The sequence below is a fragment of the Sedimentibacter sp. MB35-C1 genome (assembly GCF_030913635.1).
Taxonomy (GTDB): domain Bacteria; phylum Bacillota; class Clostridia; order Tissierellales; family Sedimentibacteraceae; genus Sedimentibacter.
Map to the genome: position 1 here is coordinate 2,787,530 of NZ_CP133188.1, position 11,983 is coordinate 2,799,512.

Sequence of the window (11,983 nt, forward strand, 5' to 3'; positions counted from 1 at the left end):
TCATTATTCAATTAATTTTACAACACTAAATTATTACCTAACTTAACGTATTGTGCAGAAAAAAGCAGCCCATATCCGGACTGCTTTATAACCCAATACACAATGCTTCACTTTTTCAATAGACTTACCGATTCAATTACCATTGCCACAACTCCTGTAATGTAAACATAACCGGTTTCTGCTCTTAAACAATATAAACTAACAGCAGCTAAGCTAAGTACTATAACTATTATTCTGCTTATTGTCTTATATTTTTTCTTCTCATTTTTATTCAAAGGTTTATTTTCCGTTTCGGCCGGCGCAAGCCAAAAAACCATGAAAATAGAAAATATGATTCCAAGTACTAAAACAGTCTCCCCATATTGCTTTAGATATGTACCGCACAATGCTGATATGACAAATATAGAAAATGATAAAAGCATACACTCAACATGCGTTTTGGCATGATAACCTCCGGCAAAAGTTCTAAGTCCCGAGAGAAAAATGATAAAAATTAAGAGCTCAAGTTTTTTGTTCAAAAGGTAAGCTGTAACAAAAAGAATTATCAGATTCAGCAAAAGAGACAGTAAAACCTCTATGCTGTAGGCATACACAGCCTTTTCATTATCTGAGGAATTGAGCTTCGACCCAATTCCCTCAGACAAGAAAACAGAAATCTTATTTATCATCTTTCAACAGGCATTGCGGAACCTTCGGCTGGTTATACAATAATATGCAAGTCATCCCCATGGTTGTTTGAGCAGTAGCCACCAAAAATGCAGCAATACATGACATAAAGGATAAAGTTTTTCTCACTTTACATTCCTCCTTTCAAACGTTAACAACATAATATATTATTTGTGGACAACATTCAATAATTTTTAACTCAGATTGCCTATTCGGTTATTTTTGTTGTTTGAGCGGTATTGCATGGCGTAAAATAAACTTGTAATCAGCTGCTTACAAGAATAGTTCCATGGCTATATTCAGATTGCTTCGATATCCTTACATTTTTGCCATCATCTGTACTTCCACAACAAATACGTTGCCTTCATAATTTAATTTTACAAATCCTCCGTATTTCTCTGCTATACTCCTAATGCTCTTAAGTCCGTATCCATGCCTTGTTTTATCTTTCTTAACGGTGAGTAATTTGTCTCCTTGTTTATTAAGCTTTCCGCTATATGGATTTTCCGATTTTATTATGATGCAATTGCCCAGCATATCTATTTTAAGATTTATATATTTTTCATCGCATTTTGCACACGCTTCAATTGCATTGTTAATAATGTTATTTAATATCCGGCATATATCCTCCTTGTCAATATATATTTCATTTTCCTCTGTCAAGCCGCTTTGAATATCAACATCTATATTTTGAGAATTTGCCTCTTTAAGCTTAAAATTTAGAAATGATGTAATTATGTTATCCTTATCTATTTGAGGCAAGTGCTGTATATCCATTTCCCGGAGCTTTTTTTCAATATGTTTAGATATTTTCTCCCTTTGGTTTAACTCATTGTAGCCGTAAAGTATTGCCAGCTCTCCCCGCATATCATGTCTTAAAATTCGAATTTCTTCCAAAACCGAATTAACATCAGAAAAATACGTGTGCTCCATTTTCATATGCTGCAGCTCAAGATCATTTTTATGTTTCTCGTCCATATCCTTTATTATTCGCCCTGTTAAAGCTATTGAAACTATTGAAATAAGCGATACGCACAATGTAAGAATAACCAAATTGGTATTTACAGCTTCATTTTCAATTTTAATGTTTCCGTACATCCAAATAACCATAACTATTACGGTAACTGTTAAAAATAGTATTGTACCTACAAGAAAATAATACCTGTTATTAAGTAAGTTCAACTTTTCCTTGTTGATCTTTTTCTTCATAAACATATAGATATACACAAACAAAGTCTGAGATATTACCATACCCTCGAATCTTAAGAAATTTTGTTCTTGGTTTAGTTTTAAATCTAATCCAGATATCGTAGAAATTAAAACAGCTGCCAATAATTCACATATACCAAGAATTACAATAAGTAAAAAGGTTATAACTGCTTTTGAAAATACATTTCCCCTAAATATAATAACTGTAAAAATAAAAATGAGTACAATGTAACTTAAATATATAAAAGGATTTAATCCAATTGAAATATTATAATTTAAAATGCACAATATCGCTGTCATAAATAAAATAGCAGTTTCCACTGAATACCTAAATCTGAGCCTTCGATCATAATTTAATTCAAACACTTTAAATATCACAAAGACTTGAAGAAAATTAACCAAAAACTCTATTAAATACCACTTGCTCATAATTTCACCGCCAATCTTTTTAGTTTAAACTTATTATTCAATTCCGCCAAACACCTCCGGCTTGCCTCTTCTCTTGCTTCATTGCTGAAATAAACTATATTTTTTTTGATTGTCCTGACATTGCGCATATTTATCAAGCATGATTTACTGGCTCTTACTATGTAATCATTGCACTCCAGTTCTTTTTCAATACTTTCAAGTGTTTGCACAATTATTACTTCTTCTTCATCCAAACGATGTATGTGTACTTTGCGATCTTCTTTTTTGCGCAATATGTGAGTTATTTCATTTACAGGTATCCGGTATTTTACTCCTTTAAAATCCTTTACATCCAAAAACATTACTTCTTTCCTGATTTCTTCGTTGCATTCACGCAGAGCATTTTCTATAATACTTGTGCTGACAGGCTTTAAAAGATAATTTTTGGCTTTGACCTTGTAAGATTCATATGCGTATTCTTTATATGAAGTCAAATAAAAAATAACAGGATCTTTACTTTTTTCCCTAATCAGCAGACCTGTTTCTATGCCATTTAATTCAGGCATTTCCATATCTAAAAATATAATGTCAAATTGATTTTTCATAAACGCTTGTACAAGATTTCTACCTGAACTATATGTACTTATTTTGCAATTCATATTTATATTTAAGGCAACCGTTTTTATTATTTCGGTCACTATTTCTCCATATTCTATGTTGTCATCACAAACAGCAATATTGAATCTCATATTTTCACATCCCTATAATAGTATATTATATCAAATAATGAAAATTTTTCAATGTATGATTATAAGAACTTTTAACTTAAGTACACAAATCAATCTTTAATTTGTTCGTTCTCCATGCTGTGCGCACAAAAAAAGCAACTTAAATTTTTTAAATTGCTTTTTTAAAACTGAAAGGGAAAAATCCCTATCAGTCATATTTATTTATTTGATGAACTCTATACAAGTTCAATTATCGCCATTTCTGCTCCATCGCCTCTGCGTGGTCCCAATTTTAGAATTCTGGTGTATCCACCGTTTCTATCCTTGTATTTAGGAGCAACTTCTTCAAATAGCTTACTTACTGCATTTTTGTCATATAAATAAGCTGCCGCCTGACGTCTTGCATGTAGGTCTCCTCTTTTGCCCAGAGTAATTGTTCTTTCTGCAACTCTTCTTAATTCTTTAGCTCTAGTTACTGTTGTAACAATTCTGCCTTTATTAATTAAGTCAGCAGTCATATTTCGAAGCATTGCTACTCTGTGGCTAGTCTTGAAACCAAGCTTTCTGTGACTACCCATGCTTAGTCCTCCTTTTACAACTAATTATCATTTTTTCTAAGAGATAAACCCAGTTCTTCAAGTTTCTTCGCAACTTCGTCTAAAGATTTCTTTCCAAGGTTTCTTACTTTCATCATATCATCTTCTGATTTGTATGTAAGCTCCTCAACAGTATTGATTCCTGCTCTTTTCAGACAGTTGTACGATCTAACTGATAGATCAAGTTCCTCTATTGTCATTTCCAAAACTTTTTCTTTTTCATCTTCTTCTTTTTCTACCATTATTTCAACGTCATTTACATGATCTGTCAATGATATAAATAAATTAAGATGTTCATTCAATATCTTAGCCCCTAAAGAAACAGCTTCTTCAGGTTCAATTGTACCATTAGTCCAAATCTCAATTGTCAATTTGTCGTAATCCGTTCTGTTTCCTACTCTGGTATCTTCAACAGTAAAGTTTACTTTTTTTACAGGTGTGTAGATAGAATCTATAGGAATAACGCCTATGGGCTGACTTTCCTTTTTATTTCTTTCTGCCACCACATAACCTCTTCCTTGTTCCATTTCCATTTCTATAATGAGCTCGGAACCTTCTTCAAGAGTCGCAATGTGCAGATCTTCATTTATTATATCCACATCTGTGCCTGTAATTATATCTGCTGCCGTAACCTCTTTAGGACCTTTTGCATCTATAAGAAGCTGCGCAGGTCCTGGTACGTTCATTTTAGCAGCTAGATTTTTTATATTAAGAATTATTTCTGTTACATCTTCTCTTACTCCAGGTATTGTTGAAAATTCATGCAACACACCTTGAATATTGATTGATGTTACAGCTGCTCCTGGTAACGATGAAAGAAGTATTCTTCTGAGTGAATTTCCAAGTGTTGTTCCATAACCTCTTTCAAGTGGTTCAACTACTATTTTCCCATATGTGTTATCATCATTTTTTTCAATTAATGTAATATTAGGTTTCTCTATTTCTATCATCCCAACCCTCCTTAGATGTGATGTTTGCCGAGGGTAATAATTCTTAATTCTTATTACTTAGAGTATAACTCGACAATCAGATGCTCTTCTATTGGTATTTCTATATCCTCTTTAGCAGGTGCAGCAATTAGCCTTCCTGCAAAGTTATCAGGATCCACCTGCAACCATTGCGGTGCAGTCTTCTTGTGATTTTCAATTAAAGCTTTGAATTTCGCTGAGCTTTGGCTTTTTTCTTTTACTTTAATTTCATCGCCTACTTGAAGAATCATTGATGGAATATCAGCCTTTTTACCGTTTACAGTAAAGTGACCGTGAACTACCAATTGTCTTGCCTCAGGTCTCGAGCTTGCAAAGCCTAATCTATAAATTACATTATCAAATCTTAGCTCTAACAGTTTCAACAGGTTCTCACCTGTCTTGCCAGCCATTTTATCAGCTATTTTAAAGTACTGTGCAAATTGGCCCTCTAATACTCCATAATATTTTCTTACCTTTTGTTTTTCTCTTAGCTGCATACCATAGTTAGACAGCTTTTTATTATTTTGACCGTGTTGTCCAGGAGCATAGTTTCTTCTTCCTATAGAACACTTGTCTGTATAGCATCTATCGCCTTTTAAATATAACTTTAGTCCTTCTCTTCTGCATAATCTGCATACAGGTCCAGTATATCTTGCCATCTTTTCACCTCGTTTCTATTATACTCTTCTACGTTTTGGCGGTCTGCAACCGTTGTGTGGTATCGGAGTAACGTCTTTAATTAAATTTACTTCCAGTCCGGCTGCCTGTAATGATCTGATTGCAGCCTCTCTTCCTGAGCCCGGTCCTTTAACATATACTTCTACAGTCTTTAAACCATGTTCCATAGCTTTTTTTGCAGCTTCTTCAGCTACCATAGAAGCAGCATATGGAGTAGATTTTCTTGAACCCTTAAATCCTAATTGACCTGAACTTGCCCAAGAAATAGCATTTCCCTGCAAATCGGTAAGAGTTACAAGTGTGTTGTTAAAGGTTGACTTAATATGTGCCTGGCCTTTTTCAATGTTTTTACGTTCTCTTTTTCTTACTCTTGTAACTTTTTGTTGTTTTTTAGCTGCCACTTAAGTCCCTCCTTTTATTTTTTAGATTTTTTTCCTGAAACTCTCTTAGGACCTTTTCTAGTTCTAGAGTTGTTCTTTGTATTCTGTCCTCTTACAGGCAATCCTCTTTTGTGTCTCATTCCTCTGTAGCAGTTGATTTCTTTTAATCTTTTTATGTTCAATGCTACTTCTCTTCTTAAGTCACCTTCTACAGGGCACTTGTCAATCTCAGTTCTCAACTGCTGTACTTCATCTTCTGTCAGGTCTTTAATTCTTGTACCAGGATTAATTCCTGTAGTTTTTAAAATTTTGTTAGAAGTTGCTCTTCCAATTCCAAATATATAAGTCAAACCAACTTCGACTCTTTTATCTCTTGGTAAGTCAACACCTGCTATTCTGGCCATTAAGTCTACACCTCCTACCTTCGTGATTACTTAATATATTAACTTTTTTCATCTTAACCTTGTTTTTGTTTGTGCTTTGGGTTTTCGCAAATTACCATTACTTTTCCTTTACGCCTGATAATTTTGCATTTTTCACAAATTGGTTTTACTGATGGTCTTACTTTCATTGTAATACCTCCTTACTTTTTCCTCCAGGTTATTCTTCCTCTTGTCAAATCATATGGCGATAATTCAACAGCTACGGAATCACCCGGAAGAATTCTGATATAGTTCATTCTCAGTTTTCCAGAAATATGCGCTAAAATCTGGTGCCCATTTTGAAGCTCAACTTTGAACATAGCATTAGGAAGTGCTTCCAGGACTTTCCCTTCGACTTCTATTACATCTTTCTTGGACATTGATCACTCAACCTCCATTTCTTTAGATACATTATTTTTATAAGGCTCCAAAAGCCTTCTTACATATGCATCGTCTGGATTTTCATTTCTTTGTAACTTTTCTGCAAATTCTGTACATACTGTATTATAAATCACTAAATGCTTCACTTTCTTTTTTTTAGGGGAGCTTAGCTTCCTAAGTTCTCCATTACATACTAGAACATATTGTTCATCCAAAATCATGCTTATAATAAAGACTCTGTCTTTATCTCTGCCGGCTTTTGATTTAACTATCTGACCAATTTTCAAATCTGTTGTTGATTCCAATAAATCACCCCTATAATACGGTTAATAATTCCGGTTCTCCATCGGTAATCGCAACCGTGTGCTCATAGTGAGCCGATGGTCTCCCATCAACGGTCACTACGGTCCAGTCGTTGCCAAGTACCTTAACATTATATGTTCCTGCATTGATCATAGGCTCAATGGCAAGGACCATTCCTTCTTGCAGCCGCGGTCCCTTGCCGGGCTTTCCAAAGTTAGGTATCTGCGGTGATTCATGCATATTCTTACCAACTCCGTGCCCCACATAGTCTCTTACTACCGAAAAGCCTTGACTTTCTGCATACTGCTGTATTGCATGTGATATGTCAGACAACCTGTATGCTGTTTTTGCAAACTTTATTCCTTCATAAAAGCTTTGTTTTGTTGCTTCTACGAGTCGTTTTTTTTCGTCTTCGACTTCTCCTACATAAAATGTCTTTGCACTGTCTCCCACGTATCCTTCAAAGGTTGCACCTATATCTACGCTTATAATATCTCCTTCAACAAGCTTCCTGTCTGAAGGAAATCCGTGAACAACCTCATCATTTACAGAAGCACATATTGAAAACGGAAATCCGCCATAACCTTTAAAAGTAGGTATTGCATTTTGAGATTTCAGAAATTCTTCAACCAATTGGTCAAGTTCCATTGTAGTAATGCCGGGTTTAATATGCTTTCTCACAAGTTCATGTGACTGTGCAACTAACCTTCCGGCCTTTCTCATTACTTGTATTTCTCTTTTAGTCTTGAGGATAATCATATTACTTATTCCCCATTTTCGCAACAATTTCTTTGCTGACCTCAGCTATTGGCTTTTCTCCATCTATATTTATTACTATGCCCTTTTGAGTATAATAATTTATAAGCGGTTGTGTCTGCTCTAGGTAAACATTGATTCTCTTTGCAACTGTTTCTTCAACATCATCTTTTCTCTGAAGAAGTTCACCGTTACATTTGTCGCAAATTCCTTCTTTTTTCGGTCTGTTGAATGTCATGTGATATGTCTGACCACAGTCTTTGCACACTCTTCTTCCAACAGCACGTTCAACAAGAAGTTCCTTTCTTACTTCTATGTTAACAACATAGTCTAATTTTTGATTCATGCTTGCTAAAGCATCTTCAAGGGCATCTGCCTGGACAATTGTTCTAGGAAAACCGTCCAAAAGAAATCCGTTCTCACAGTCATCCTGCTGAAGTCTGTCTTTAACTAATTCAACTGTTAATTCATCTGGAACAAGCAACCCTTTATCCATGTATTCCTTAGCTTTTTTCCCCAGAACAGTTCCCTCTTTTATATTCTTACGGAATATATCTCCCGTAGAAATGTGTGGTATTGAAAATTCCTTTACAATTGTATCCGCTTGGGTTCCTTTACCGGCTCCCGGCGGTCCCAATAAAATTGCTCTCATTTTCCTTACCTCTCTTTACTTCAAAAATCCTTTGTAGTGTCTCATTAACATTTGAGCTTCAACCTGCTTCATAGTTTCAAGTGCAACACCTGTTACGATCAGCAATGAAGTTCCTCCAAAATAAATGTTTAAATCCGTAAATGACAATATCAAAGTTGGTATTGTAGCAATAACTGCAAGTGCCACTGCGCCAGCAATTGTAATTCTGTTTAACACTCTGTTTAAATATTCTGCAGTAGGTCTTCCCGGCCTGATACCAGGTATAAATCCTCCGTTTTCCTTCAAAGTATTAGAGTATTCAAACGGATTGAACTGTACTGCTGTATAGAAATACGTAAAGAATATTATAAGCAAAATATTTAACAATGTATATACATATATCCCCGGGCTCTGAGCAGTTGAAAAATATTTTTCAACTCCACCAGCCATACTTGGGATGAAAAACGCCAATGTCTGCGGTATAGCTAAGAGTGTTGAAGCAAATATTACAGGCATAACTCCTGCCATTAATACCTTCATCGGAATATGTGTGCTTTGTCCGCCATACATTTTTCTTCCGACAACTCTTTTTGCATATTGAACCGGCACTCTTCGTTCACCTTGCTGGATAGCAATAACTCCAACAACGATTATAAACGCAAATACCAGGAACAATATAATTTCAACAATACTTACTGCACCGTTTTGAGCCTGAAAAATTACTCTTCCTACATCTGACGGGTATCTTGATATAATACCGATCATAATAATCAGTGATATACCATTGCCTATACCTCTATCAGTAATCAGCTCTCCAAGCCACATCAGAAATGCCGTACCTGCCGTAAGCACTATTATAACAGACACAATTGATAAAAAGCTCTGATCAATGATGGCTTGATTAAAAAATCCAACACTGTATGCAGTTGCTTGAATCAAAGCAAGGACAACAGTTATATACCTGGTCCATTGACCCATTTTCTTTTTTCCGTCCTCACGCTTAAACATTTCTTCAAGCTTAGGAATAGCAATTGCTAAAAGTTGAAGAATAATTGAAGCCGTAATATACGGATAAATATTTAAAGCAAATATTGTAAAATCTTTGAAAGCTCCGCCGGACATCATATCAAAGAAGTCCAACAAGCCCCCTGCACTGCCTGAAAACATGTTACTTACTACAGCTCTATCTATACCCGGAACAGGTATCACAGCTCCGAGTCTGTATACAACTAACATCAAAAATGTGAATGTCATTCTTTTTCTTAAATCAGGTATTTTCCATGCATTTTTCAAAGTTTCTAACAACTAGATCACCTCAGCTTTTCCACCAGCAGCTTCTATCTTTTCTACCGCTGTTTTGCTGAATTTATGAGCCTTAACAGTTAGTTTCTTTTTAAGTTCACCATCACCAAGCACCTTTATTCCGTCAAGTTGTTTTTTAATGATACCTTCTGATTTAAGAAGTTCCGGAGTTATTTCTACTCCATCTTCGAATCTATTAAATGTTTCAACATTAACCTCAGCGTATTGAGTTCCAAAAATATTTGTAAATCCTCTTTTTGGAAGTCTCCTGTAAAGAGGCATCTGTCCGCCTTCAAATCCTGGTCTTACTCCACCGCCTGAACGAGATTTCTGACCGTTCATACCTCTTCCGGCAGTTTTTCCTTGTCCTGTGGCTGTACCTCTTCCTAATCTCTTCCTGTTCTTCGTACTACCAGGATTAGGTTTTAATTCATGAAGTTTCATTTTAACACCTCCTTATAGTTTTATTCTACAACCTCTACCATGTGCTCTACTTTTTTGATCATTCCTCTGATTTGAGGTGTATCTTCTTTTTCAACCACTTGGCCTATTTTTCTCAAACCCAAAGCTTCCATATTCTTTATCTGATTAGGTGTTCTAGAATTGATGCTTCTGATTTGTTTTATTTTTATCTTTGCCATAATTTTCACCTCTTAACCTAGTATTTCTTCTACTGATTTACCTCTGACTTTAGCTACATCTTCAGGCTTTTTTAGAAGTTTTAAGGCTTCAATTGTTGCATTTACTACGTTTCTAGGATTACTTGATCCTAATGATTTTGTCCTTATATCCCTAACTCCAGCTAATTCTAACACTGCACGAACAGGTCCGCCGGCTATAATTCCTGTACCTTCTTTAGCTGGTTTAACAAGAACTCTGCCTGCGCCGTATCTGCCAATTATTTCATGTGGCACTGTTGTGTTAATCAGTGGCACTTCAATCATATTCTTTTTAGCATCTTGGATGGCTTTTCTGATCGCGTCCGGAATTTCGATAGCTTTTGCCATTCCAATTCCAACATGACCATTCTCATCACCAACTACAACTAAGACAGAAAATCTAAAGTTTCTACCGCCCTTAACAACCTTTGTAACACGGTTGATACTGATAACTTTTTCTTTAACGTCCAGTTGGCTTGCATCTATACGTCCACGTTGTTCCATGACTAACCTCCTTATTAAAATTCAAGTCCGCTTTCTCTTGCTCCATCTGCGAGTAATTTTACTCTTCCGTGATATAAATATCCGCCTCTATCGAAAATTACTGTATTTATACCTTTGTTTTTCGCTCTTTCTCCTACTGTCTTGCCTACCAATTTAGCTGCTTCTGACTTAGTAAGTTCTGCTGTTTGTCCTTGCAGTTCTTTATCTAATGTAGATGCGCAAGCAAGAGTTGTTCCAGTAGCATCATCAATTACTTGAGCGTATATGTGCTTAGAGCTTTTAAATATATTTAATCTTGGTCTCTCAGGAGTTCCTACGATTTTGTTTCTAATACTATAGTGTCTTTCTTTTCTTTTTTGATTTTTATCAATTTTTTTAAGCACTAATACTCACTCCTTTCTCAATTATTTACCAGTTTTACCTGCTTTACGTCTAACAACTTCGTTAGAGTATTTAATACCCTTACCCTTGTATGGTTCAGGTCTTCTCCAGTCTCTGATTACAGCTGCATAATTTCCTACTTGCTGCTTATCTATACCTTTTACTATTATTTTATTAGTTCCTTCAACTGCTGTCTCAATTCCGTTTGGATCTTCCATTTCAACAGGATGTGAAAAACCTAAGTTTAATACTAATTTATTTCCTTGTTTTTGTGCTCTATATCCAACACCTACTATTTCAAGTGACTTAGAAAATCCGTCAGTAACACCAACTACCATGTTGTTTACGAGCGTTCTTGTAAGTCCGTGAAGTGACCTGTTTCGCTTTTCATCATTTGGTCTTGAAACGTTGATTATTGAACCTTCAACTTCAATTGTTATTTCTTTTGGAAGCTGTTGTTCAATTTGTCCCTTTGGCCCTTTAACAACTGCATAATTGTTCTTATCAATTGATACTTCTACATTAGCAGGTATATTTACAGGTTTAATACCTATTCTTGACATCTTAGCACCTCCTATTCGTTATTATTACCATACGTAGCAGATTACTTCTCCGCCAACACCCTGTGTTCTTGCTTTTTTATCAGTCACAATTCCTTGTGAAGTTGAAAGTATAGCTATACCCAAGCCGCCTAAAACCTTAGGAGTTTCATCTTTTCCAACATAAACTCTAAGTCCTGGTTTTGAAATTCTCTTAATGCCTGTTATAACTCTTTCTTTGTTCTGCTGGTATTTAAGTTCAGCTCTTATAATACCTTGTTTACCGTCATCTATAACATCAAAACCCTTAATATATCCTTCTTCTAATAATATGTTAGCTATTTCCTTCTTTATTTTAGAAGCCGGAATATCAACAAATTCATGTTTTGAATGATTAGCATTTCTTATTCTCGTTAACATATCTGCGATAGGATCTGTCATTACCATGTAAGTAACCTCCTTCCATTATATA

The 11,983-nt window shown here is 35.3% G+C and carries 21 protein-coding genes; all 21 read right to left on the bottom strand.

Annotated elements, in window-relative coordinates:
- Positions 1 to 107: 107 nt before the first annotated feature.
- Entirely contained in the window at positions 108 to 668 is a 561-nt protein-coding gene (locus tag RBQ61_RS13480) for an accessory gene regulator ArgB-like protein (RefSeq protein WP_308137783.1), read from the bottom strand.
- A complete protein-coding gene (locus RBQ61_RS13485) occupies positions 658 to 795 on the bottom strand; it encodes an AgrD family cyclic lactone autoinducer peptide (RefSeq protein WP_308137784.1) in 138 nt (45 codons plus the stop codon). Before RBQ61_RS13485 ends, RBQ61_RS13480 begins: the two co-directional genes overlap by 11 nt.
- 189 nt (positions 796 to 984) lie before the next feature.
- On the bottom strand, positions 985 to 1,875 hold the full coding sequence (locus tag RBQ61_RS13490; RefSeq protein ID WP_308137785.1) for a GHKL domain-containing protein: 891 nt from the start codon (positions 1,873 to 1,875) through the stop codon (positions 985 to 987).
- 425 nt (positions 1,876 to 2,300) lie between these two features.
- The gene (locus RBQ61_RS13495; protein WP_308137786.1) at positions 2,301 to 3,032 is read right to left on the bottom strand and encodes a LytTR family DNA-binding domain-containing protein; all 732 of its coding nucleotides are present in this window, start codon (positions 3,030 to 3,032) and stop codon (positions 2,301 to 2,303) included.
- 215 nt (positions 3,033 to 3,247) lie between these two features.
- Positions 3,248 to 3,589: a 50S ribosomal protein L17 gene (rplQ, locus tag RBQ61_RS13500; protein ID WP_213925110.1), complete on the bottom strand. Its 342-nt coding sequence runs from the start codon at positions 3,587 to 3,589 to the stop codon at positions 3,248 to 3,250.
- Between the two features lie 20 nt (positions 3,590 to 3,609).
- Complete coding sequence (locus RBQ61_RS13505) at positions 3,610 to 4,557, bottom strand: DNA-directed RNA polymerase subunit alpha (protein WP_213925111.1); 948 nt, start codon at positions 4,555 to 4,557, stop codon at positions 3,610 to 3,612.
- Positions 4,558 to 4,610: 53 nt separating this feature from the next.
- Positions 4,611 to 5,234 carry a 30S ribosomal protein S4 gene (gene rpsD, locus RBQ61_RS13510; RefSeq protein ID WP_308137787.1) on the bottom strand — a complete coding sequence of 208 codons (624 nt, stop codon included), beginning with the start codon at positions 5,232 to 5,234 and terminating at the stop codon, positions 4,611 to 4,613.
- An 18-nt stretch (positions 5,235 to 5,252) separates the two neighbouring features.
- On the bottom strand, positions 5,253 to 5,654 hold the full coding sequence (gene rpsK, locus RBQ61_RS13515) for a 30S ribosomal protein S11 (protein WP_213925113.1): 402 nt from the start codon (positions 5,652 to 5,654) through the stop codon (positions 5,253 to 5,255).
- Between the two features lie 14 nt (positions 5,655 to 5,668).
- Positions 5,669 to 6,037, bottom strand: coding sequence for a 30S ribosomal protein S13 (gene rpsM / locus RBQ61_RS13520; RefSeq protein WP_308137788.1), 369 nt, complete (start codon positions 6,035 to 6,037; stop codon positions 5,669 to 5,671).
- 53 nt (positions 6,038 to 6,090) lie between these two features.
- Positions 6,091 to 6,204, bottom strand: a complete 114-nt coding sequence (gene rpmJ, locus RBQ61_RS13525) for a 50S ribosomal protein L36 (protein ID WP_016205879.1) — start codon at positions 6,202 to 6,204, stop codon at positions 6,091 to 6,093.
- 12 nt (positions 6,205 to 6,216) lie between these two features.
- Complete coding sequence (infA, locus tag RBQ61_RS13530; protein WP_213925115.1) at positions 6,217 to 6,435, bottom strand: translation initiation factor IF-1; 219 nt, start codon at positions 6,433 to 6,435, stop codon at positions 6,217 to 6,219.
- Positions 6,436 to 6,438: 3 nt separating this feature from the next.
- The gene (locus tag RBQ61_RS13535; protein WP_308137789.1) at positions 6,439 to 6,741 is read right to left on the bottom strand and encodes a KOW domain-containing RNA-binding protein; all 303 of its coding nucleotides are present in this window, start codon (positions 6,739 to 6,741) and stop codon (positions 6,439 to 6,441) included.
- A 10-nt stretch (positions 6,742 to 6,751) separates the two neighbouring features.
- A complete protein-coding gene (map, locus tag RBQ61_RS13540; protein WP_213925117.1) occupies positions 6,752 to 7,498 on the bottom strand; it encodes a type I methionyl aminopeptidase in 747 nt (248 codons plus the stop codon).
- A gap of 1 nt (position 7,499) precedes the next feature.
- Positions 7,500 to 8,147: an adenylate kinase gene (locus RBQ61_RS13545; RefSeq protein WP_308137790.1), complete on the bottom strand. Its 648-nt coding sequence runs from the start codon at positions 8,145 to 8,147 to the stop codon at positions 7,500 to 7,502.
- 15 nt (positions 8,148 to 8,162) lie between these two features.
- A complete protein-coding gene (gene secY, locus RBQ61_RS13550) occupies positions 8,163 to 9,431 on the bottom strand; it encodes a preprotein translocase subunit SecY (RefSeq protein ID WP_308137791.1) in 1,269 nt (422 codons plus the stop codon).
- Entirely contained in the window at positions 9,432 to 9,872 is a 441-nt protein-coding gene (rplO, locus tag RBQ61_RS13555) for a 50S ribosomal protein L15 (RefSeq protein WP_308137792.1), read from the bottom strand.
- Between the two features lie 20 nt (positions 9,873 to 9,892).
- Positions 9,893 to 10,069, bottom strand: coding sequence for a 50S ribosomal protein L30 (gene rpmD / locus RBQ61_RS13560; RefSeq protein WP_213925121.1), 177 nt, complete (start codon positions 10,067 to 10,069; stop codon positions 9,893 to 9,895).
- A 12-nt stretch (positions 10,070 to 10,081) separates the two neighbouring features.
- On the bottom strand, positions 10,082 to 10,591 hold the full coding sequence (rpsE, locus tag RBQ61_RS13565) for a 30S ribosomal protein S5 (protein WP_213925122.1): 510 nt from the start codon (positions 10,589 to 10,591) through the stop codon (positions 10,082 to 10,084).
- Positions 10,592 to 10,605: 14 nt separating this feature from the next.
- Entirely contained in the window at positions 10,606 to 10,974 is a 369-nt protein-coding gene (gene rplR / locus RBQ61_RS13570) for a 50S ribosomal protein L18 (protein ID WP_308137793.1), read from the bottom strand.
- A 21-nt stretch (positions 10,975 to 10,995) separates the two neighbouring features.
- Positions 10,996 to 11,535: a 50S ribosomal protein L6 gene (gene rplF / locus RBQ61_RS13575; RefSeq protein ID WP_308137794.1), complete on the bottom strand. Its 540-nt coding sequence runs from the start codon at positions 11,533 to 11,535 to the stop codon at positions 10,996 to 10,998.
- Between the two features lie 24 nt (positions 11,536 to 11,559).
- Positions 11,560 to 11,958, bottom strand: coding sequence for a 30S ribosomal protein S8 (gene rpsH, locus RBQ61_RS13580; protein ID WP_213925125.1), 399 nt, complete (start codon positions 11,956 to 11,958; stop codon positions 11,560 to 11,562).
- Between the last annotated feature and the right edge of the window lie 25 nt (positions 11,959 to 11,983).

What these genes read in the sequence shown, in the direction of transcription:
- RBQ61_RS13480 (WP_308137783.1), bottom strand. Translation starts at nt 668, where the DNA reads ATGATAAATAAGATTTCTGTTTTCTTGTCTGAGGGAATTGGGTCGAAG.
- RBQ61_RS13490 (WP_308137785.1), bottom strand. Translation starts at nt 1,875, where the DNA reads ATGAAGAAAAAGATCAACAAGGAAAAGTTGAACTTACTTAATAACAGG.
- RBQ61_RS13495 (WP_308137786.1), bottom strand. Translation starts at nt 3,032, where the DNA reads ATGAGATTCAATATTGCTGTTTGTGATGACAACATAGAATATGGAGAA.
- rplQ (WP_213925110.1), bottom strand. Translation starts at nt 3,589, where the DNA reads ATGGGTAGTCACAGAAAGCTTGGTTTCAAGACTAGCCACAGAGTAGCA.
- RBQ61_RS13505 (WP_213925111.1), bottom strand. Translation starts at nt 4,557, where the DNA reads ATGATAGAAATAGAGAAACCTAATATTACATTAATTGAAAAAAATGAT.
- rpsD (WP_308137787.1), bottom strand. Translation starts at nt 5,234, where the DNA reads ATGGCAAGATATACTGGACCTGTATGCAGATTATGCAGAAGAGAAGGA.
- rpsM (WP_308137788.1), bottom strand. Translation starts at nt 6,037, where the DNA reads ATGGCCAGAATAGCAGGTGTTGACTTACCAAGAGATAAAAGAGTCGAA.
- rpmJ (WP_016205879.1), bottom strand. Translation starts at nt 6,204, where the DNA reads ATGAAAGTAAGACCATCAGTAAAACCAATTTGTGAAAAATGCAAAATT.
- infA (WP_213925115.1), bottom strand. Translation starts at nt 6,435, where the DNA reads ATGTCCAAGAAAGATGTAATAGAAGTCGAAGGGAAAGTCCTGGAAGCA.
- map (WP_213925117.1), bottom strand. Translation starts at nt 7,498, where the DNA reads ATGATTATCCTCAAGACTAAAAGAGAAATACAAGTAATGAGAAAGGCC.
- RBQ61_RS13545 (WP_308137790.1), bottom strand. Translation starts at nt 8,147, where the DNA reads ATGAGAGCAATTTTATTGGGACCGCCGGGAGCCGGTAAAGGAACCCAA.
- rplO (WP_308137792.1), bottom strand. Translation starts at nt 9,872, where the DNA reads ATGAAACTTCATGAATTAAAACCTAATCCTGGTAGTACGAAGAACAGG.
- rpmD (WP_213925121.1), bottom strand. Translation starts at nt 10,069, where the DNA reads ATGGCAAAGATAAAAATAAAACAAATCAGAAGCATCAATTCTAGAACA.
- rpsE (WP_213925122.1), bottom strand. Translation starts at nt 10,591, where the DNA reads ATGGAACAACGTGGACGTATAGATGCAAGCCAACTGGACGTTAAAGAA.
- rplF (WP_308137794.1), bottom strand. Translation starts at nt 11,535, where the DNA reads ATGTCAAGAATAGGTATTAAACCTGTAAATATACCTGCTAATGTAGAA.
- rpsH (WP_213925125.1), bottom strand. Translation starts at nt 11,958, where the DNA reads ATGGTAATGACAGATCCTATCGCAGATATGTTAACGAGAATAAGAAAT.